Raw genomic sequence first — 19,077 nt, forward strand, 5'->3', positions numbered from 1 at the left:
CAGGACTACAGTCAGCATTTCATCTGCTAAATTTGCGTATTCTGCAGGGAATAGATAGCCCTTGGGAAGATTTAACAATATCTTCTTCTGGATACCAGATCTACCAGTAAAAAATATGGAGGAACAAGTTGAACCAGGGATATATATCTTCAGCATTACGCTTCATTACATACGATCACAGGCACCAGCTACAACTGTTACAAGATGTTATACCTGGTAGTTGATCAGCAAGCGGCTTGGGATAGCACTATGGAGCGTAACGCCTTCTGATTACAACATAGCCGTCGGCAATATGATAAAGTCACTTTCGGGGTGCGCCAGCCGTTTTTACAGTAAAGGCAATAGGCATACAATATCAGTCACAAGCCGGGCATGAAGAAAAATGAACGGTAATAGAGTAACAAACCGCGTAATCTTACCATAAAATGCACCCCAGATGATTTAACATCTTTCAGCACAGATTATAGTTACTAAATGCTGGTCCCTACCAGCGCCAATGTAATATGTCGATTCCGTGCCTAAATCGCTGTTTCGGCACTTTCACTTGCCCTTTCCAGCATCATAGATAGGTACACTGCGTCACTGATTGGGTTGTCATAATACGCCGCGATAGGCTGAAAACCCAGACTGGTGTACAGCTCAATAGCAGGACGCATATGAGCCAGCGTATCCAGCAACATACGTTTGTAACCCAGGTCCCTGCCTGCTTCCACTGCGCGTACCGCCAGCGCTCTGCCAACGCCATGCCCTTTGAAAGCATCACGTACAAACAACCTTTTCATTTCGCAGGTGGAGTTCTCAAATGATCTTACACCAACACATCCTGCCGGTTGTCCGTCTACCAACGCCATGAACAATGCACCTTCCGGAGCTACATAATACGGCTCAGGCAAGCTGATTAACTCCTCTTCAAAACGTTGAAAGCTAAGGTCAACACTCAACCAGTTGGCATACTCGCGGAACAACCCTTTCACTTGTTCCAGGGATTTCTGATCACCTACTTTTACTTCTACAATTTCCAACATACCTCTTTATTTATTTTTATAGAAAACACAAAAGCCTCCTGAGCATCAGAAGGCTATTAATTCCGGGTCCATTGACCACTACTGTAAACGATATAATTATTAAATTAACTCATTGTCAGCTTCTCAATATCACATATCAGCCTTACTGCTCACCTCCCTCTACAATTAGGGGGGGTAACAAATATAACAAAATTTGGTCAAAAAAAACAGTGCCGGCGGAAATACTTTAACTACTATTTTTCAACGGTATATATTGACTGCTATTCCGCTACCAGCAACAGTTCTGTCTCCTATCCCCAACGATTCCTATACCTGCCGTTGCACTTAGAGAACTCACTTATCAACCCTGAACGGCTACAGGCTGATGCATAGAAAATATATCAATAAATGTGCCTATATGCGTGCTGGTGATCGGCCATCCCACCAGTCGTATATCCCCCACTGCCAACACCTATATGCATACGCCAAATCACAGCCTGCAATATCCCTCCCACCTATCCTGGTCAGTACCCCCATTATGCTCCCCTTACCAGCCTTACGTCCATCCATGTCGCCATCATACCTCACCCCATCACCCCTCCACACATAAATAAAAACACCTTTATCATGGTAATGCATTAATTAATATTATATTTGTATACGATATGTTCGTACCTATGACTAAGGGCATCATCAATGCCGGCTGACTATTCTAAATCCCTATCCATATGAAAATATTTGAACGCTTCAGGAAAAAAACTGATACAACAACGACCGATATGCTCGATATACCAACTGACCTCGCAGAGGAATTATTACCTGCCGGCAGTAACTTCATAGACGACCTGGTAAGCTACTTTACCGCTACTCCTGAAATAACAGCGGCCTTCTTCGGCTTCGCCTACGATCAGGCTACAAGAAAACATCTGCTGGTACTGGCTATAGACCATATGGGAGATGAAGAAGCTGTACAACAGCTAACCTGGATGATCAAATCGACCTACATGAGCGATACAGAGATCTACTATGCCTCCCGCCATACCAACCAGGACCTCGTCGAATACATCCGCCAGCATAATGCGCCCTTCTTCTCCAAAGGCAATCCTCAACTACTACAGCAACAAATCATGAAACAATGGTTTGACGAGCCAACCTACCGACAGGAGCTCATCGATACCTTACAGACTTATGAACTCTTTACACTTGCTCATAAAGTAGAGAACAGCAAAGACCTGATGCTGGCTACCTACAAACGCGAAGAAGACGACTTCATACCACTGTTCTCCCTGCCGGAAATGATTGGCAGAAGCGGCATGATTAACGTACCGGATGACCGTGTATTGGTGAAAATGACCCTCAGGCGGATACTGGGCGGTATCAATCCCGGACAGCTATTCATTCTCAACCCTTCTACGCCATTCGAGGTAACCATGAAAATATAGCTGTTTTACATCACCGGTTTTATTGTCTTATCTTGCAGCTGCTATTACAGCCTGACGGACGCTCATTTCCGGCCGGCAATCTCTAAAATAGTAGCAGCAAGACATGATAGATAATCTCGAAGAACTACTCTCTAAACTTACACCAAACGATATCTCCCGTTTTAGCCTGGCAGGCGCTGAAACCTTATGGCTCTCCTTCAGGAAGATCTATGAAGATGAATTTGAAGGCGATGCCTCTAAAACTGCTGAAGTATTTGACAAAGCATGGCTACTGGTATCCGGTCAGCTGAAAGATACCACCGTAGAACAACTGGAAATCATTGCCAAAGAACAGATCCCTGATCTGGACAATTACATGGACATCTTCGATTCCGCCTGGCGTACTACCCTGGCCTCCGGTGCACAGAATGCCGCTACCTGTACGTGGCTCGCTATCTGCGGACTGGCAGTGGAACCCCTGGGCAGCGCCCTTGATACAACTGATATCATCCGCAACACACTCGATATACTCATCAGTACCCAGATCAACCAGGAGAAAGGTGATGACTATTTCCCTGAACAGGAAGAAATCGAAGCTCACCCATTGTACCAGGTTGAGATCAACAGGCAGCGTGAAGCTATTGCTGCTCTGAAGAATGGTAAACAGGCCAGCTTCAGACAAGACTTTGTACAACTGATTCAGCTGAACAAATTAGGTATTGAAGCGTAAAACAATTATCACCCTATGGACCTGTTGAAACCCGGCATGGGATTGTTTGCCGTTACCTTCCTCCTGTTCCTCGTCTTTCTGGTCATCCTGTATGTGATGTATAAAAAGCTGACGCCTGCCGCCAATATAGCGGCTCTCGTCGTAGGCGGACTGGTAGTAGTAGGCACCGGCACGAACGGCGTGATACTGCTATTCACCTACTTTGCACTGGCAGTACAGGCTACTTCACACCATAAGGAACTGAAAAGCAGGCTTACTGTTGACGGGCGTCACCCCCAGAAACGTGATGCCGCCCAGGTAATTGCCAATGGCGGTATTGTAGCTATAATGGCCGGCCTTGCCTGGTACGACAAGACAAATGCTGCCTTGTACCACCTCATGCTGGCTGCTGCACTAGCTGCTGCACTGGCAGATACCTGGTCTTCAGAACTGGGTATCATCTATGGGCGTCGTCACTATAACATACTGACTTTTACAAAAGAAGAAAGAGGCCTGGACGGGGTAGTCAGCATAGAAGGTACCCTTATCGGCGCTGCGGGTGCCCTTATCATTGCCCTGATCTATGCCGGTTTCACTCAACAAGCCATGATTGTGCTGGTCGCCGGCATATTCGGCAACCTGGCCGATTCTGTACTTGGCGCTACCCTGGAACGCAGACATATAATCGGTAATAACACTGTGAACTTCCTGAATACGCTACTGGCAGCCCTTCTGGCGATGTTACTGCACTATTGCATATAAATTGACGGGGATAAGACGCACTTTTATCCCCGTTTTTTCTTATATTCATTTCATTAGTAGCATCACTAAAACGATGAAATACCATGCCCCGCGTTATTGAATATCATGATACTGTTATCTCCAGATTCCCGACAATACGTACGCCCCACCTGGAACTGATCCAGATTACCGAAGCGCACGCGGATGACCTCTTAAAGCTTTTCGGAGACCAGCAGGTCACCCGGTACTATAACCTCTCCCCATTTGAATGTACCAATGACTCTCATAAACTGATTGATCATTTCAGAAAACGCTTTGAAGCCGGTACCGCCATCCGTTGGGGGATACGCTTAAATGAAAGTAATGAGATCATCGGTACTGCCGGATTCAATAACTTTACCCGGAAGCACCGGGCCAATATCGGCTGTGAACTGCAACATGCTTACTGGAACAGGGGTATCACCACAGAAGCCATGCATGCGATCATCAGCTATGGCTTCCATGCATTGGATATCAACCGTATGGAGGCCGAAGTGATGGAAGGCAATGAACCATCTATCCACCTGCTGAACAAGATAGGATTCAAACAGGAAGGTACATTGCGGCAATGGATGTACTGGAATAACAAACATTATGACATGCTCATGTTCTCCCTTCTGCGTTCCGATGCACATGCCTGAGTTTTGTTCCCATATAGCCTGCTACACACGCAACGCCGGGCAATTTACGCTATCTGACCATGCTCCTGTCAGAACCTGAATCCTGCGGTAATATACGGCAGCGCGCCTTCTTCTGAGAAGCCGATGGCTGCCTGTATCAGGAACAGTTCCACCGGCACAATATACACACCGCCTCCATAACCGTCATGCCATCTGTGAGACCGCTCTCCTGGCATCCACACCCTACCCAGATCATTGAACCCAATCAGCCCGACAGTACCGGGTAACAGGTATGATGTGAAGTCAAACAACTTCAGCCGTAACTCAAAATTATGGTAAACCGCTGTCCTGCCTATAAATCGATTGGTATGAAAACCACGCAGTATCTGTGTACCACCGATGGCCATCATCTGAAAATAAGCGGGATCTCCGATGGTAGTACCTGCTGCAAACCGGTTGGCCATGACCAACGTGGAATCGCCAATCAACGGCACAAAAAAGCTGAAATCTGTAGTCACCCTACCATACCGCTTGTGATCACGGTTCGTCTGCTGCATACCTGTAAGTTCGGTATGCCAGTGAATGCCTTTCCTGGGCATCATTCTACCCACCCGGGTATCTGCTTCAAACGCGGCTACAAGCCCGGCATACAGCCTGTCATCAAACACGCGGGCTGCAGGAAACGCTGCATCATACTCACCCAGAAAACGGTGCTTGTTGTTCACAGCCCTGCTGGTGTAATACTGGGCCGCAATACCCCCACTAACCGTGAAGCCCTTTCCTACGCTCCTGTACAGCCTCACATCGCCGTTTACCAGGTCATACCGGTTACGGTAATACGCAATTTCCTTATCATCATTCACAAAGACTGATTCATTACCCAGGCCAAAGAAGTTACTCAGGTTCTGCGGACCGCGTGACAGTATACTGATGCGCAGGTCATTTTTGCCAATCAGTTGCTTATAATCAGCAAGATACTGCAACAGAAAGGCTTCCCGGCCCGTTACATAACTCAGTATTAACTGGTGCTGCTGGGCATAGGGCGTCTTACGGAAGCCCTGCTTTTCAAGCATAGTATTGACACGCAGCATGAAGCCCTGATCCGGATTATACTGAATAGAAGGCAATGGTCCAAAGCGATCAAACATAAAGGCGCGCCTGTTGTAAGTATTGACCAGGGAATCAGTATCTGTTCTGATCTTTGCACTGCCTCGGGGCGGGATCCTGTTATCCTGGTCCGAGCGGTCATATATGTACAGCCTGCCTTTGCCTGGCACATCCCTACCTACAATAAAGCTGTCCACACCATCCCCTCCTATCATCCTTATCCGGATTGGTGAAGCGGCTGCCCCGGATACGGCAAAGACATCACGCCCGTCCATCCCATATAGCCGTACCTCTTTAGTCACGGCAGGATCAAAGTCACGCTGGTATATAACCCCATCCAGTGTACCTTCCTTCTTCATCTTACTAATGGTAACAGTAACATGCCCATCCGGCAAACGCCGGATATCAAAATACTCGTGTTTATCTGATGCCGGCACATCTGTATAGATAGATAGGAACTGGTAATAACTGATGGCCTCCTTTTCCAGCTCGTTCCTTCGGGCAATGAATGCGCGGATGATCTTTTCTCCGGATAACCGGAAGATAGTATCAGGCATAAGGCTGACAGACTGACGGATCAGACTGTCGGTCAAAGTAGCCTGCACATACTGTATCTGCTCCCGCCAGTCTGCCTCACTGAGGCTGTTCAGGAAGTAACGGTCAAAGAATCGGGCATTGTAATTAAAGCCTTTGATATCGCGTATATGCTCGTGATAACCCTGGAATTTAGACTTCAGCCACTGATGTGAGATAATCCAGGGAAACAGTCCGGTGGTGTTGTAATACACCTGATCCCTGTCACGGGGCACGGGTGTATACTCTATCCGTTTATCCTGCTTTACACGTTCCCATCGCCACTGATCCTCATGCCTGTCCCAGTCACCCAGCAGCATGTCCAGCAAACGGGCCCTCAATACTATCCGCTGATCTACATGCGCGTCGTTATCCTCTTCCAGTTTATGCTGTGTCTTTTCGGTATTATCAGTACGGACAGCCTCTACAGGCTCGCGCTCTTCAAAAAGGAATACGGCATTGGCAAAGTCTTTCCGGTATTCTCCTAATGCGGGATCATCAGGTACATATACAATGCGGGGGTTAGCATGGGGAATACCCAGGGCTGCTGCCAGGGGAGGCACTGTCAGCGATGAGTAAGGATGTGCGGTAACTACCTGGTCCTGGAGGATGTCTCTGGCAATAGTAGCCCGTAGATTAGGAGGTAAGCCCCGCTCAGGGTATTTCTGCAGGGTACGCAACACCCATTCTTTGCCGGCCTTATCTTTCAGCCGTAATGACTTGGTTTGCAGGCCTCCGCCTTGTTGTTCTATGACCAGGCCGCCTTTTTCTTTATCAAGATAAAAGACTTCCATTCTGACTGGTGCAGCCCATAATTTACGATAGCTTTCGCCGAACAATGTACGGTGAAAACGGCCTACGCTGTCATAGGCTGGTGCAATGGCGATGGTAATACTGTCAGCTGCGGGCGTTTGTGCCTGCACCGTGGACATAGCAAATAGCACCAGGAAGGCGAATAATATATGGAGGCGCATGGAGTTATTTTGAAAATCAGGCATAATAAAGATACAGTGTTCCATTGACCCAAACAGGCATAAGGGAACGAATGTTTTTGCGGGCAGGCTTCACTTTGTGATGATAACCGCTGATACAAACGAAAATGCTGCAGGCGGCCATTTGCCATCTGCAGCATTTATCAAGGAGGAGTGCTTATTTTTTTATAGCCGTTTTGTACAGCATTTTGCCTTCGTGATTGATCACCTGCACATTAATCTCCTCACTATTTATAGAGAAGTACATAAATCCATAATCTGCCGCCTGGAATTTGCTGTAGGAAAGTCCATCTTTAACCGGGGTAACTTCCGATCCTGCTCCCGATATCAGATGATGCGTATAACCATTGGTTTTGAGATGCTGCATGGAATGATCATGGCCGGCAAGGTATACATCTACCTTCTGCTTTTCAAGCGTTTCTTCCAGGGCTTTTCTGATACGAAGGGTATCATAATTGGTGGTTCTCGGGCCAGCAGTATACATAGGGTGATGGCCTACCACAATTTTCCATTTTACCTCCGGACCAGCATCTGCCAACGTTTTGTTGATCCATTCCAGCTGTTTTTCAGGTTGCTGTCCGGCTACATGAGGCCCATATTCCGGGTTATCATAAAATTCAGGGATCATGGGGTTGGTATCAATAAAAAGAAATAACACCTTACCCTGTTTTCCAATAGATACTTCCTTTGAATAATACCTGGCAGGCATCTTCCAGCGGCGGCTTATCTTACTGTAACGTACCTGCGCGTCAGGGTCTGATTTGTAGTCATGATTCCCGAGTATAGGGTACCAGTCCCATTGCAGAGAGAAGTCAGTATATACGTTTTCAAACGAGTAGTGAAACAGCGGGTCATGTTCACTGATAACACCGGAAGGATAAAAGTTATCGCCGGTGGAGATAATGAACTGATTAGGGTGTTTGGTTGCCCAGTCGCCCATCTGACGGGCTACCTGTACCTGATGGTCAGCACCATTGCGTCCCCAGTCGCCGATAGCCAGAAAGTTTAAGGGGTAATCTTTTTCAGCGAGATCTCCGAATACATCTGTGGTATCTTCGCTATACGCAGGCAATGCAGCAAGCATTGTGCTACCCATTAATCCGAGTGCAGTCTGCCTGAAAAATGTCCTTCTCTTCATACTAAACATTCATTTTAATAACCTACTCCGGTGTAGTGTGTACCAGCTTTTGACTGTTTTTTTGCTGCGAATCAGACATAAGGCACAGTTAACGTCATCGCATATACTATTTCCAGCTGCTAAGTGGCGATCAGACATTTTTTAGTTTATAACTGAAGCAGTTTGCCTGGAGCATTACGAGATAACTGCGCCAGGCGCTACAGAGGGATCATTACATATCAATAGTGTTCACTGCATTCAATTCGCTGTTCCTTTCCCGCATACATAGATTTAACCACTCATAGCTGGCACATCAAACAGGAGCTGTAAAGAGGGCAAATGTAAAAAAAGACAGCAAGCTTGTGTATTAAGGTAATATTACTTCTTACCGGCCAGCCGCGACCCGGTCTGTCCCTTTTTTGTAGTCTGCTGATCTTCGATACGATCGGTCCACTAATAGTACATATCTAGGGCACTTGTATATCCCGGGGATATTGAGGTGACCTTGAAATGTACTGTTAATGTACCGTTAGTGTAAATACCACAGCAGTATCATGCAGTAACTTAGTGACTGTAACATTTAAAATTGGCATTTATGGCTATTGTGAAAGATAATATCCTCCTGCAGCTGGTGAGAGGTTCGATTGGCAGGCTGGTAACGATTTACGAGCGGAACGGTCAGATTATCATGGCCAAAAAACGCGTACCATCGAATGTAAAGCCCACTGCCAGGCAGTTAGAGGCCCGCTATAAAATGAAGGTAGCGGCAGCCTGTGCACAGCGGCTACTGGCAGATCCTGCGGTGAAGGCGTATTACGCCTCTCTGGCGGGACCCGGACAGAACGCTTATAACATGGCTGTGAAAGATGCCTATCATTCTCCGGAGATCCAGCAAATCCGGTTGGAAGAGAACGAGGTGGTGGTAACAGCGAAGGACCAGTTCCGCGTGGCGGAAGTAACTGTGCAGGTGACGGATGCGGAAGGTAACACCATCGAGAGCGGATCAGCAAGCGCAAGCCGTAACGGAGTAGACTGGCGGTATCAGGTGATGGCGCTGCCCAAGGGCGGAAAGATCATTGTGATAGCGGAAGATCTGCCGGGGAAAAAGACTGTCAGGGAAGTCACGATTACATAGCTGGTGATATGAGCGTCCGTTTAAATGTAACTACAGCATATCCCTATCGGCACACTTCCCCCAAAAATTCAAGTTCATCTTACTTACCTGCACGGCTCTACGGATGAGCTGCCGGCGGGACAAATTTGCTATAAACAAAAAAGGATTACATTGCTGTAATCCTTTTGAGGTTTCGAGCGGATTCGAACCGCTGTAGGAGCTTTTGCAGAGCTCAGCCTAGCCACTCGGCCACGAAACCCTTTGTGTTTGTTTTTTTTCGTGTCCCATTCATTTGATGGGATTGCAAAAGTAGTAAATTTTAGATATTTGCCAAATATATTTTAAAAAAATATCAAAATAAGATGAATACACGTATCGCAGAATCTGAACTGATACTGAACAGCCGGGGGGCTGTGTACCACCTGGATCTTAAGCCTGATGAGCTTTCTGACACGATCATCACCGTCGGAGATCCGGACCGCGTACCTGAAGTTAGCAAACATTTCGATACCATAGAAGTAAAACGTCAGCACCGGGAATTTGTAAGCCATACCGGCTTTATCGGTAAAAAAAGACTGACAGTCGTATCGACAGGTATTGGAACAGACAATATTGACATTGTGCTGAATGAACTGGATGCGCTGGCGAATATTGATTTTACGACCCGCATGGTGAAAGCGGACCTGACCCGGCTCCAGATTATCCGTTTGGGTACTTCAGGTGCATTGCAGGGAAATGTCCCTGTGGATAGTTATGTGGTATCTTCTCATGGCGTCGGACTGGACAACCTGCTGCCCTGGTACGAGTTTGAAAACACGCCGGAAGAGCAATCGCTCCTGGAAGCATTTCATCAGCAGGTGGCCCTTCGCCCGGGTAGTGCAAATCCTTATCTGATCAGTGCCTCCTCTGAACTGGCAGGGAAATTCACTGACGGATACATCAGTGGTATCACAGTAACCTGCCCCGGCTTCTATGCTCCGCAGGGCCGTGCTTTGAGAGGTCCGCTCTCCCATCCACAGTTACTGGAACACCTGACTGCCTTCAAACATGGCCATCACTATATCTCTAACTTCGAGATGGAAACCGCAGGCATCTATGGCCTGGGCCGTGTGCTGGGGCATGACTGCCTGTCTATCAGCGCGATAGTGGCAAACAGGATTGGTCAGGAGTTCACGAAGGACGGCGCAGCAGCAGTAGCAGGGCTGATTAAAAAGTCACTGGACATTATCAGCAGGTAATAAATAGCAATTAAGAATGAGGCATCAGGCGTTGGTAAGACCCCGAAAGCGAGGTGTAACCAACTCCTGATTCCCCATTACAAATTCTTAATTTTTCTTACATTTGTTATCTATGTCAGACATTCATTTCTACAAATATCAGGGTACGGGCAACGACTTCGTCATCATGGATAACCGGGACGGCCAATACAATTTCCTTACAGAAGAACAGGTACATTTTCTTTGCGACAGACGTTTCGGTATCGGAGCGGATGGACTAATGCTGTTAAACAAGCAGGAAGGATACGACTTCGGTATGAAATACTACAACGCAGATGGACGCGAAAGCAGCATGTGCGGTAATGGTGGACGTTGTCTGGTAGCCTTTGCCCGTAAGATGGGACTGACTAATGAGCAACTGACATTCCTGGCTGTGGATGGCCCGCATGAAGCAACGCTGACAGGTGATGACTGGGTCAACCTGAAAATGCAGGACGTAAACGGCGTGGAGATTGGTTCACTGCACTCCTATCTGAATACTGGTTCCCCACACTTTGTGCGGTTTGTAGAAGATGTAAAAGCGATTGACGTATATAACGAAGGAAAGCAGATTCGCTATAACGACCGTTTTGCAAAAGAAGGCACCAACGTAAACTTCGTACAATCTCTCGAAAAAGGCATCTTCGTGCGTACCTATGAACGCGGCGTGGAAGATGAGACTTACTCCTGCGGTACTGGCGTAACGGCTGCAGCACTGATGACTGCAGGCCCTGAACAGAAGGAATATATTGTGCCTGTACAGACGCTGGGTGGTAAACTGGAAGTGCGATTTACCCGTACTGGAGAAAGATCCTATAACAATATCTGGCTTTGCGGCCCGGCCACCCTCGTATTCCAGGGAAATATCACATTACCATAACTTTAATTGTTCTACCTTTGCGCCCGGATGATTCAGTACTTCAAAAATATAGACTCGCGCACGGTAGAAATTTCAACTCCGGAGAACGGAGCATGGGTGAATATCACTCCTCCGCTCAAACAAGCTGAATTTGCCCAGCTCTCAGAAGAGCTGGATATTCCGCTGGACTTCCTTACCGATTCACTTGATATTGATGAGAAGTCCCGCTATGAGCTGGAAGATAACGTGAAACTCATTGTTATCAAGACGCCTACGGAGAACAACTCTATTAACGAGAGCGATGCCTATTACATTACGATACCTATTGTCATCATCCTTACGCATAATCAGATACTCACTGTCAACTCTTTTGACAATGCAGCAATCAACCGCTTCCTGAATACGTTCCATAACCGTCATCCGGAGAAAAGGAATATGATGGTGCTGAAGATTTTTGAGAAGGTAACCATGAACTTCCTGGATTACCTGAAAGAGATCAACCAGCGGAGGAATATCCTGGAGCAAAAGTTATACGACAGTAACCGTAACGAAGAGCTGCTGTATATCATGCGTATTCAGAAAAGCCTGGTATACTTCCTGACAGCGTTACGCAGCAATGAGTTATTGCTGATGAAGCTGGAGCGTACGAACTTCCTGGGGCTGAATGAAGACGAGAAAGAGTTCCTGCATGACCTGATTGTAGACACTTCCCAGGCGCTTGAGATGGCCAATGTGTATACCAACATCCTTAGTAGCTCAATGGATGCTTTCGCAAGCATCATCTCTAATAATCTTAACCTCGTAATGAAACGTCTTACGTCCATTACCATCGTACTCACCTTTCCCGTATTGGTGGCGAGTATTTACGGTATGAACGTAGAGATCCCTTTCGCCCACTCTACACATGCCTTCTATATCCCTGTCATACTTTCCATTGTAATATCTGTGATCATGAGCTGGTATTTCATGAAAAAGAAATGGTTCTAGTCTGCCGGTAATGTTTCTGGTTGAAATGAATGACGGCCAGGCTGCAATATTTACTGTGATCACTGTATCTTAGCTGCGGATCACTAAATCTTTATTGCTGATGAAGCTCTTCAATGTCCGTGTTTATGGTATAATGATTAATGAGCACAAACAGGTGCTTGTGAGTGATGAGTTTATCCGCGGGGGGTATTTTACTAAGTTCCCGGGTGGCGGACTAGAGTTTGGAGAAGGAACGCTGCAATGTGTAATACGGGAGTTCCAGGAAGAGCTGGGATTAACGATTGAAGTGATTGAGCATATTTATACTACTGATTTCTTTCAGGTGTCTGCGTTTGACAACCGTTCCCAGATCATCTCTATCTATTATCTTGTAAAGCCGGTATCTGCAATGAACTTCCCGCTGCTGGACAAGCCTTTCGCCTTTGAAATTCCTGAGGGAGCATACCAGGTAGAGGGCGCGAGATGGGTCAACTGGGAAGAGTTTTCCGCCGAAGCAGTCACCCTTCCCATTGATAAAGTTGTAGCAGACCTGGTCAAAGTGCGTTACTGATTATTCATTGATTAATACTGCATCTTCTTGTCCCATGGCAGCTGCTTTCATGCGTGTGCTGGTATCTTTCCCGAGGTAATGATCTATCCTTTGCTCTGCGAAATAGATAACAGGCGTCAGCAGGATAGCCACTGTAAACTTGTATATATAGTTTACTACACATACGGCCAGTACCAGTTGCCAGCTCCACCCCTTACCCAGCTTGAAGGCGATGAATAGTACGATGAAGCTGTCTACCAGCTGTGATATCAGCGTAGATCCTGTAGCCCTCAGCCACATGTGTTTACCACCAGTAGCCTTCTTAATCCGGTGAAATACTGTCACATCTACGATCTGACTGACGAGGAAGGCTACAATACTACCGAGGATGATCCACATGCCTTGTCCGAAGATACCATTGAATGCTTTGGTCATATCGGGGATGCCGTCCTGTACACCAGAGCTGATCCAGAAATCAGCCGGAGGTACGCCCATGGCCACGTAGAACATCACGAAGGCGTAAGCAATCAGTGATACTGCGATGTAAGAGATGCGTTTTACTGCCTTGGGGCCGTAATATTCATTGACGATATCCGTCATTACAAACTCCAGCGGCCATAATATAACGCCGCAGGTAAGATTAAAGGATAAGCCGCTTTGACCAAACACTGTGAAGGAATGTACGGGAAGTCCGAACAGTTTCTCCAGCGAAAAGATCTTTCCGCCTATACATTCTGCGATCAGCGCATTGGCCACGAAGAATGAGCAGAAGAAGATGAAAAGTTTAGTTGGTCTGTCTTTTATTATGTTGTTGATCATCAGAACATGAAATAAAACTGGATAAGTAAAAATATAACGTTGATAATAAATACATATGGAGGAAGTGCTGCCCGGGTGATTTTACGACGCCATAGGGCGATACCGGCAAGCAGCAGCAGGAGCAGATTCAGCGGAAAGGCGACCATGATACCCATGGGTAGTATATACTTAAGCAGTTCAGGTGCCTGCCCCTTGTAGTCTATATAGTAAGATGCCTCCGCTACCAGGAAACAGATATTGCAGATAAATGCCACCTTTAAAAAGAATCGTAACCGCCCCATTATTGAAATTTCGGATAAATTACAGTTATTTTGCTTTCCCTGGTCAGAATTTTAAACAAAAAGGACAGTATCAATCATGGAAACAGCGATATCAGTAGTCATTTGCTCATATAACAGAGAAGCCTATATTATAGAGGCAATTGATAGTCTGTACAAACAGGACATTGATAAACAACGCTATGAAGTGATTGTGGTGGACAACAACAGTAAGGATAATACGGCGGAGAAGGTGAAGGCTTATATAGCCGCCCATCCTGATATGCAGGTAGCTTACTACCTGGAGACGCGGCAGGGTGCCTCTTATGCGCGCAATACTGGTGCTGAGAAATCGAAGGGTCAACTGATATGCTGCATGGATGATGACGCCGTTGCCATGCCCGGATATCTGCAGAACATTATTACCTTCTTTGAACAACACCCGGATGCTACCGGTCTAGGGGGACGCATTATTCCCCGCTATATACCTTCAGAGCCTAAATGGATGTCGCATTATGTATCGTCTCTGGTGGGCAACTTTGACTACAGTCCGGTAGCCAAACCTTTTGAAAACGGCCGTTATCCGCTGGAATCAAACATGATTGTACGCCGGGAAGACTTCTTTGCAGTAGGTGGTTTCAATACCAGTCTGCCGGGCGTAAAGGGTACGCTGCGTGTGGGAGGCGAAGGCAAAGAGTTCTTTTATAAACTGATTGAGCGAGGCGGTATCATTTACTATGACCCGGCAGTGATTGTACATCATGTGGTTGAAGTCAAAAAACTGACATCTGAATACATGTACAGGGTAGCCTCCGGTATTGGCCGGGGCGAGAAGGTACGGATGAAGGTCAAAGGCGGAACTGCAGTACACAAGAAGAGCCTGGAGTACCTGTTTAAGCTTGGCGCATCAGTGCTGATAGGTGGCTATTACCTGTTGCAGGGTAAACCGGCTAAGACATGGCCGGTGATCCAGTTCAGAATAGATGTGCTGAAGGGGTATTGGGAGCCGGTACATGTACAGGACTAGGTATACTGAAAGGATACTGTAAGCCGGTACATGTACAGGACTAGGTATACTGAAAGGATACTGTAAGCCGGCATATGTACAGGAGTAGGTATACTGAAAGGATATTACAGGCCCGTACATGTACAGGACTAAGTCCCGTAGATGAATGGAGCATTGTATTATAATACCTTATAGAAGTGCGGTTTATTACGCAGGATAACCGGCGTTAACCGCCAGAGGTGGCACACGTTCTTCGTTAGTCCCCATACCTGCGGCATATATCGGAATGGGTTCCGGCCTTTAAACAGGTTTTCAAAGATACTACCGACGAAAAATACCGGTATAGCGAAGGTATAATTCAGCAGCAGGATGAAATACCATAGTGCGCCAAATTGTTTCCTTACTCTTACATGATTGGACAACATCAGCTGCAATCCTTTGCGGTCATACAGTCCGTAGTACCCTTTTTCGTCAGAGTCAAAGGCGTCGCCGGTAGTTTCGCCCTGTAAATGAATGATATTGATATCGCCGTAGATGGCAAGTTGCCCGTGTTTACGCAGGCGGCTGCACCATTCTACTTCTTCCGCATAAAGAAAGAAATCCTCATCCATATATCCGGCTTTCTCTATGGAGCTCCGCTTCACCATGAGATAAGCACCACTGATCCAGTCTACAGGGTGTTCTGTAGAGGCTTCCTGCACATTGGGGACTTTCGTTTTCAACTGGTAGCCTATCCAGCGGATTACCTTTCCCCAATAGGGTAAAGGCAGCAGGTGATTCAGCCCGCCCTTCATGAAATAGTTGCCCGATATTTGCAGGGTACGGTCGGCATTGAGCTGTTGTACGCCGCAGGCAATGAGATTGCTTTGTGAAAAGCGTTGCACACAGCGGTCCAGTGCATGATCAAGTATGAGCGTATCGGGGTTAAGTAATAACAGGTGCTCCCCTTTGGCGATGCGGAGCCCAGCGTTATTGGCGCGGGAAAAACCGGCGTTGTAACCTACCTGTAGAAACTGCACAAACGGATAAGCAGACAGGATTTGCTGTTCGCTGTCATCCCCGGAAGCATTGTCTACAACGATCACCTCGTAACTGATGGTTTTTGTCTGCGCCACAATAGTGCTGATACAATCCAGAATGAGGCGGCTGCTTTTATAATTTACAATGATGATCGATAAGTCCATGCTTGATTTTATGCAATAAGTCTGCCGGGGCAGATGATTAAAAATGGTGTAACACCATCAGAAATCGCAAATTAATAAATACCTTTAGCTTTACAAGAACTGTTATTTTTAAAGAAATATGAGTGAACTGCGGAAAAAGAGTATTGTTTCAATCGTCTGGACATATGTTGGTTTTATTTTCGGAGCTATAAACGTATTCCTATCTGCAAGGTACCTCCTGCCGGAACATAATGGTCTAACCCGCGTACTTCTGGAAATGGGCGTGTTGTTTTCAGCTATCGCTACATTCGGCGTACCTACCCTACTCACGAAGTTCTACCCATACTATAGCGACCGCATGGACCGCAGGAACTCAGACCTGCTGACACTGGGGCTGGTCATAACAACTGTTGGTTTTCTATTGCTGGTAGCAGGTACATTTTTCCTGAAGCCTTTTATCAGCAGGAAGTTTTCAGGTAAATCGCCGCTCCTGGTGGACTACTATTACCTGGTAATACCCGTTACGTTCTTTCTCACCTACCTTACCGTACTTGAAGCACATGCCTGGAACCTGTTTAAGACAGTCGTCTCCAACTTCTTTAAAGAGGTAGCATTTAGGGTTGCTAACCTCATATTGCTTGCAGTATATATGATGGGGTGGATTGAACTGAGAACGTTCTTTATTTCCTTCAGCTTTTTATATGGTTTCTCCTTCTTCGGATTGCTGATCTATATGATATCTATCGGAGAGCTGAATATTACCTTCAAAATCAGCAAGCTGACCAAACGGTTATGGACGAAAATGCTGCCTTATGTGATATTTATGCTGGCCGGAAATATTGTGCTGGTGTTCAAAGACAGCTTCGACGGACTGGCCATCTCGAGTATGCATGGACTGGAATATGCGGCGGTATTCTCGTTGGTCAACTATATGGTCACCTCCATAGGTGTACCGCAACGTAGTGTAGTAAGTATTGCATTTCCGGTGATAGCCAGAGCCTGGAAAGACAAGAATATGTCTAAACTGGCGGATGTATATACCAAGACATCCATTACCCTGCTACTGGTATCTTCCTTCCTGTTCGGACTAGTATGGATCAACTTTGATGACGCACTGAACTTCCTCAAGCTACCTGAGATCTATAAGATTGGTAAACCAGCGATGTTGCTCCTGGCAATGGCGAAGATAATAGAACTAGGTACAGGGGCCAGCGGACAAATCATCATCTCTTCCCGTAAGTGGAAGTTTGAGATGTACTGTAATATCTTATTGCTGATAGCAGCCGTACCGGTTAACTACTTCATGATCAGGAAGTATAACATATGGGGCGCGGGCGCAGCTAACCTGATATTGGTTACGGTCTTCAATGGTATCAGGTTTATCTACCTGTGGTACCACTACAAGCTACAGCCTTTCAATAGGAAGACCCTTTATGGCATTGCGCTGCCTATATTACTGGTATTGATAACCACCACACTCATCAACTTCTCTATTCCCTTGTTGAATATCATCCTGCGGACGATTATCTTCTCAGTAGGCTTTGTTACAGCCACACTCCTGCTGCAGATCTCGGAAGATGCAACAGGTGTGTTTCAGACTGTAAAAAAGAGATTGGGAATAGTCAAACCGGATACGGAGTAAGGCTTATTTTCCATCTTTCCCACCGGAAAGCATGATCTGAATGCATCCTGCGGACGATTATCTTCTCAGTAGGCTTTGTTACAGCCACACTCCTGCTGCAGATCTCGGAAGATGCAACAGGTGTGTTTCAGACTGTAAAAAAGAGATTGGGAATGGTCAAATTAGATACTGAGTGAGGCTTATTTACCATCTTTCCCACCGGAAAGCATGATCTTAAGCAGTGCAAATGCGAAGGAAAATGGTATGACAATCGCACCTTTAGCCTTCCTGAAAGTGATATATGCCAGGGCAATGAATGCCTGTTTGGGCGACATCCTGTACAATTTCTGCAGGTAGAACTTCATCTTCGGCTGATTCTCTTTGAATATTGCGTAGAATACAGCAAACTTCCTGTAATACAGCATCTCATCTCTTTTGCTGATATGCTGTACTAGTGTTGGCAATTGCTTCTCTACCACAATCTTCTGTAAGTCCTGGACAGCAGTGGACATTGTCCCCGTCAGCGATGCAGCATGTACCCTGTAATAATAGACATTGTACTCCGGCAGATAGTAGAATTTACTATGCATGAAGGCACGCAGGAAGAAGTCGTAATCTTCAATCATAAAGGCAGAGACATTGTAGCCTTTATTGCGGAGATGTACTTCTTTCTTGTACAGGAAACAAGCGCCGCAACCCTCCCATGTAATAATGCTTTGATTGATATCATTGAAGCGCATGATACCCACCTCCCTGTTGTCATCATCGATCTGGATGTAATCGCAGTAGACAAGATCTACTTCAGGTTTTTCCTGCATAATCTTCACCATACGTTCCAGTGCATCCGGAGCATAGTAGTTATCATCAGAGGTCCAGGTGAAGTAAGCGCCCTTTCCTTCATCAAAACCAGTGTTCAGTGAAGCGGGCAGGCGTTTATTAACAGTATTATTGATAAGGCGTACACGTGCATCTTTGGCTACATATTCAGCAGCAATAACAGCGGTGTTATCAGTTGAACAGTCATTGACTATGAGCAGCTCAAAGTTGGTATAAGTCTGAGCCAGGCAGCTGTCCAGTGACTGACGCAGATAACGGGAGCCGTTGTATGTAGGTAAAACAATCGTGACCAGTGGTCCGTTCATA

At 46.3% G+C, this 19,077-nt stretch carries 18 protein-coding genes and 1 tRNA gene; 11 read left to right on the forward strand and 8 right to left on the reverse strand.

The features are described from left to right. Positions 1-518 precede the first annotated feature (518 nt). On the reverse strand, positions 519-1,025 hold the full coding sequence (locus tag K1Y79_RS23340; RefSeq protein WP_220252608.1) for a GNAT family N-acetyltransferase: 507 nt from the start codon (positions 1,023-1,025) through the stop codon (positions 519-521). Between the two features lie 707 nt (positions 1,026-1,732). Here K1Y79_RS23340 and K1Y79_RS23345 point away from each other — a divergent pair. The 4 genes from K1Y79_RS23345 to K1Y79_RS23360 all read left to right on the forward strand — a co-directional run bounded on the left by K1Y79_RS23345 (position 1,733) and on the right by K1Y79_RS23360 (position 4,555). Then, the gene (locus K1Y79_RS23345; RefSeq protein WP_220252609.1) at positions 1,733-2,446 is read left to right on the forward strand and encodes an enhanced serine sensitivity protein SseB C-terminal domain-containing protein; all 714 of its coding nucleotides are present in this window, start codon (positions 1,733-1,735) and stop codon (positions 2,444-2,446) included. 103 nt (positions 2,447-2,549) lie between these two features. Further along, positions 2,550-3,155 carry a DUF416 family protein gene (locus K1Y79_RS23350; protein WP_220252610.1) on the forward strand — a complete coding sequence of 202 codons (606 nt, stop codon included), beginning with the start codon at positions 2,550-2,552 and terminating at the stop codon, positions 3,153-3,155. Between the two features lie 15 nt (positions 3,156-3,170). Then, complete coding sequence (locus K1Y79_RS23355; RefSeq protein ID WP_220252611.1) at positions 3,171-3,896, forward strand: DUF92 domain-containing protein; 726 nt, start codon at positions 3,171-3,173, stop codon at positions 3,894-3,896. Positions 3,897-3,979: 83 nt separating this feature from the next. Beyond that, positions 3,980-4,555 carry a GNAT family N-acetyltransferase gene (locus tag K1Y79_RS23360; RefSeq protein ID WP_220252612.1) on the forward strand — a complete coding sequence of 192 codons (576 nt, stop codon included), beginning with the start codon at positions 3,980-3,982 and terminating at the stop codon, positions 4,553-4,555. Positions 4,556-4,623: 68 nt separating this feature from the next. On the opposite strand, the gene K1Y79_RS23365 is transcribed toward K1Y79_RS23360, so the two are convergent. Together K1Y79_RS23365 and K1Y79_RS23370 are read right to left on the reverse strand one after the other, a co-directional pair. Beyond that, positions 4,624-7,188, reverse strand: coding sequence for a BamA/TamA family outer membrane protein (locus K1Y79_RS23365; RefSeq protein ID WP_220252613.1), 2,565 nt, complete (start codon positions 7,186-7,188; stop codon positions 4,624-4,626). Between the two features lie 175 nt (positions 7,189-7,363). After that, positions 7,364-8,344, reverse strand: a complete 981-nt coding sequence (locus K1Y79_RS23370; protein ID WP_220252614.1) for a purple acid phosphatase family protein — start codon at positions 8,342-8,344, stop codon at positions 7,364-7,366. A gap of 574 nt (positions 8,345-8,918) precedes the next feature. On the opposite strand from K1Y79_RS23370, the gene K1Y79_RS23375 reads away from it, so the two are divergent. Then, complete coding sequence (locus K1Y79_RS23375; RefSeq protein WP_220252615.1) at positions 8,919-9,458, forward strand: hypothetical protein; 540 nt, start codon at positions 8,919-8,921, stop codon at positions 9,456-9,458. 167 nt (positions 9,459-9,625) lie between these two features. On the opposite strand, the gene K1Y79_RS23380 is transcribed toward K1Y79_RS23375, so the two are convergent. Further along, positions 9,626-9,696 (reverse strand) — tRNA-Cys (locus tag K1Y79_RS23380). Between the two features lie 103 nt (positions 9,697-9,799). On the opposite strand from K1Y79_RS23380, the gene K1Y79_RS23385 reads away from it, so the two are divergent. The 4 genes from K1Y79_RS23385 (at position 9,800) to K1Y79_RS23400 (ending at position 13,089) form a co-directional block, all read left to right on the forward strand. Further along, the gene (locus K1Y79_RS23385) at positions 9,800-10,675 is read left to right on the forward strand and encodes a nucleoside phosphorylase (protein ID WP_220252616.1); all 876 of its coding nucleotides are present in this window, start codon (positions 9,800-9,802) and stop codon (positions 10,673-10,675) included. A gap of 112 nt (positions 10,676-10,787) precedes the next feature. Beyond that, positions 10,788-11,573 (forward strand): diaminopimelate epimerase, encoded by a 786-nt coding sequence (gene dapF, locus K1Y79_RS23390; protein WP_220252617.1) that lies wholly within the window; start codon positions 10,788-10,790, stop codon positions 11,571-11,573. Positions 11,574-11,600: 27 nt separating this feature from the next. Next, positions 11,601-12,539, forward strand: a complete 939-nt coding sequence (locus K1Y79_RS23395) for a magnesium transporter CorA family protein (protein WP_220252618.1) — start codon at positions 11,601-11,603, stop codon at positions 12,537-12,539. 100 nt (positions 12,540-12,639) lie between these two features. Next, complete coding sequence (locus K1Y79_RS23400) at positions 12,640-13,089, forward strand: NUDIX domain-containing protein (protein WP_220252619.1); 450 nt, start codon at positions 12,640-12,642, stop codon at positions 13,087-13,089. Here K1Y79_RS23400 and K1Y79_RS23405 read toward each other — a convergent pair whose 3' ends face one another. Then, positions 13,090-13,887: a queuosine precursor transporter gene (locus tag K1Y79_RS23405; RefSeq protein ID WP_220252620.1), complete on the reverse strand. Its 798-nt coding sequence runs from the start codon at positions 13,885-13,887 to the stop codon at positions 13,090-13,092. Further along, complete coding sequence (locus K1Y79_RS23410) at positions 13,887-14,168, reverse strand: hypothetical protein (RefSeq protein ID WP_220252621.1); 282 nt, start codon at positions 14,166-14,168, stop codon at positions 13,887-13,889. Before K1Y79_RS23410 ends, K1Y79_RS23405 begins: the two co-directional genes overlap by 1 nt. A 76-nt stretch (positions 14,169-14,244) precedes the next feature. Between K1Y79_RS23410 and K1Y79_RS23415 the strand changes: the two genes are divergently transcribed. Further along, positions 14,245-15,171, forward strand: coding sequence for a glycosyltransferase (locus K1Y79_RS23415; protein ID WP_220252622.1), 927 nt, complete (start codon positions 14,245-14,247; stop codon positions 15,169-15,171). 158 nt (positions 15,172-15,329) lie between these two features. Here the strand turns inward: K1Y79_RS23415 and K1Y79_RS23420 are convergent, their stop codons facing one another. Beyond that, entirely contained in the window at positions 15,330-16,334 is a 1,005-nt protein-coding gene (locus K1Y79_RS23420; protein WP_220252623.1) for a glycosyltransferase family 2 protein, read from the reverse strand. Between the two features lie 118 nt (positions 16,335-16,452). Between K1Y79_RS23420 and K1Y79_RS23425 the strand changes: the two genes are divergently transcribed. Then, positions 16,453-17,955 (forward strand): lipopolysaccharide biosynthesis protein, encoded by a 1,503-nt coding sequence (locus tag K1Y79_RS23425; protein WP_220252624.1) that lies wholly within the window; start codon positions 16,453-16,455, stop codon positions 17,953-17,955. Positions 17,956-18,134: 179 nt separating this feature from the next. On the opposite strand, the gene K1Y79_RS23430 is transcribed toward K1Y79_RS23425, so the two are convergent. Next, positions 18,135-19,076: a glycosyltransferase family 2 protein gene (locus tag K1Y79_RS23430; RefSeq protein ID WP_220252625.1), complete on the reverse strand. Its 942-nt coding sequence runs from the start codon at positions 19,074-19,076 to the stop codon at positions 18,135-18,137. Position 19,077 lies beyond the last annotated feature (1 nt).

It is taken from the genome of Chitinophaga rhizophila, assembly GCF_019492185.1.
GTDB lineage: Bacteria > Bacteroidota > Bacteroidia > Chitinophagales > Chitinophagaceae > Chitinophaga > Chitinophaga rhizophila.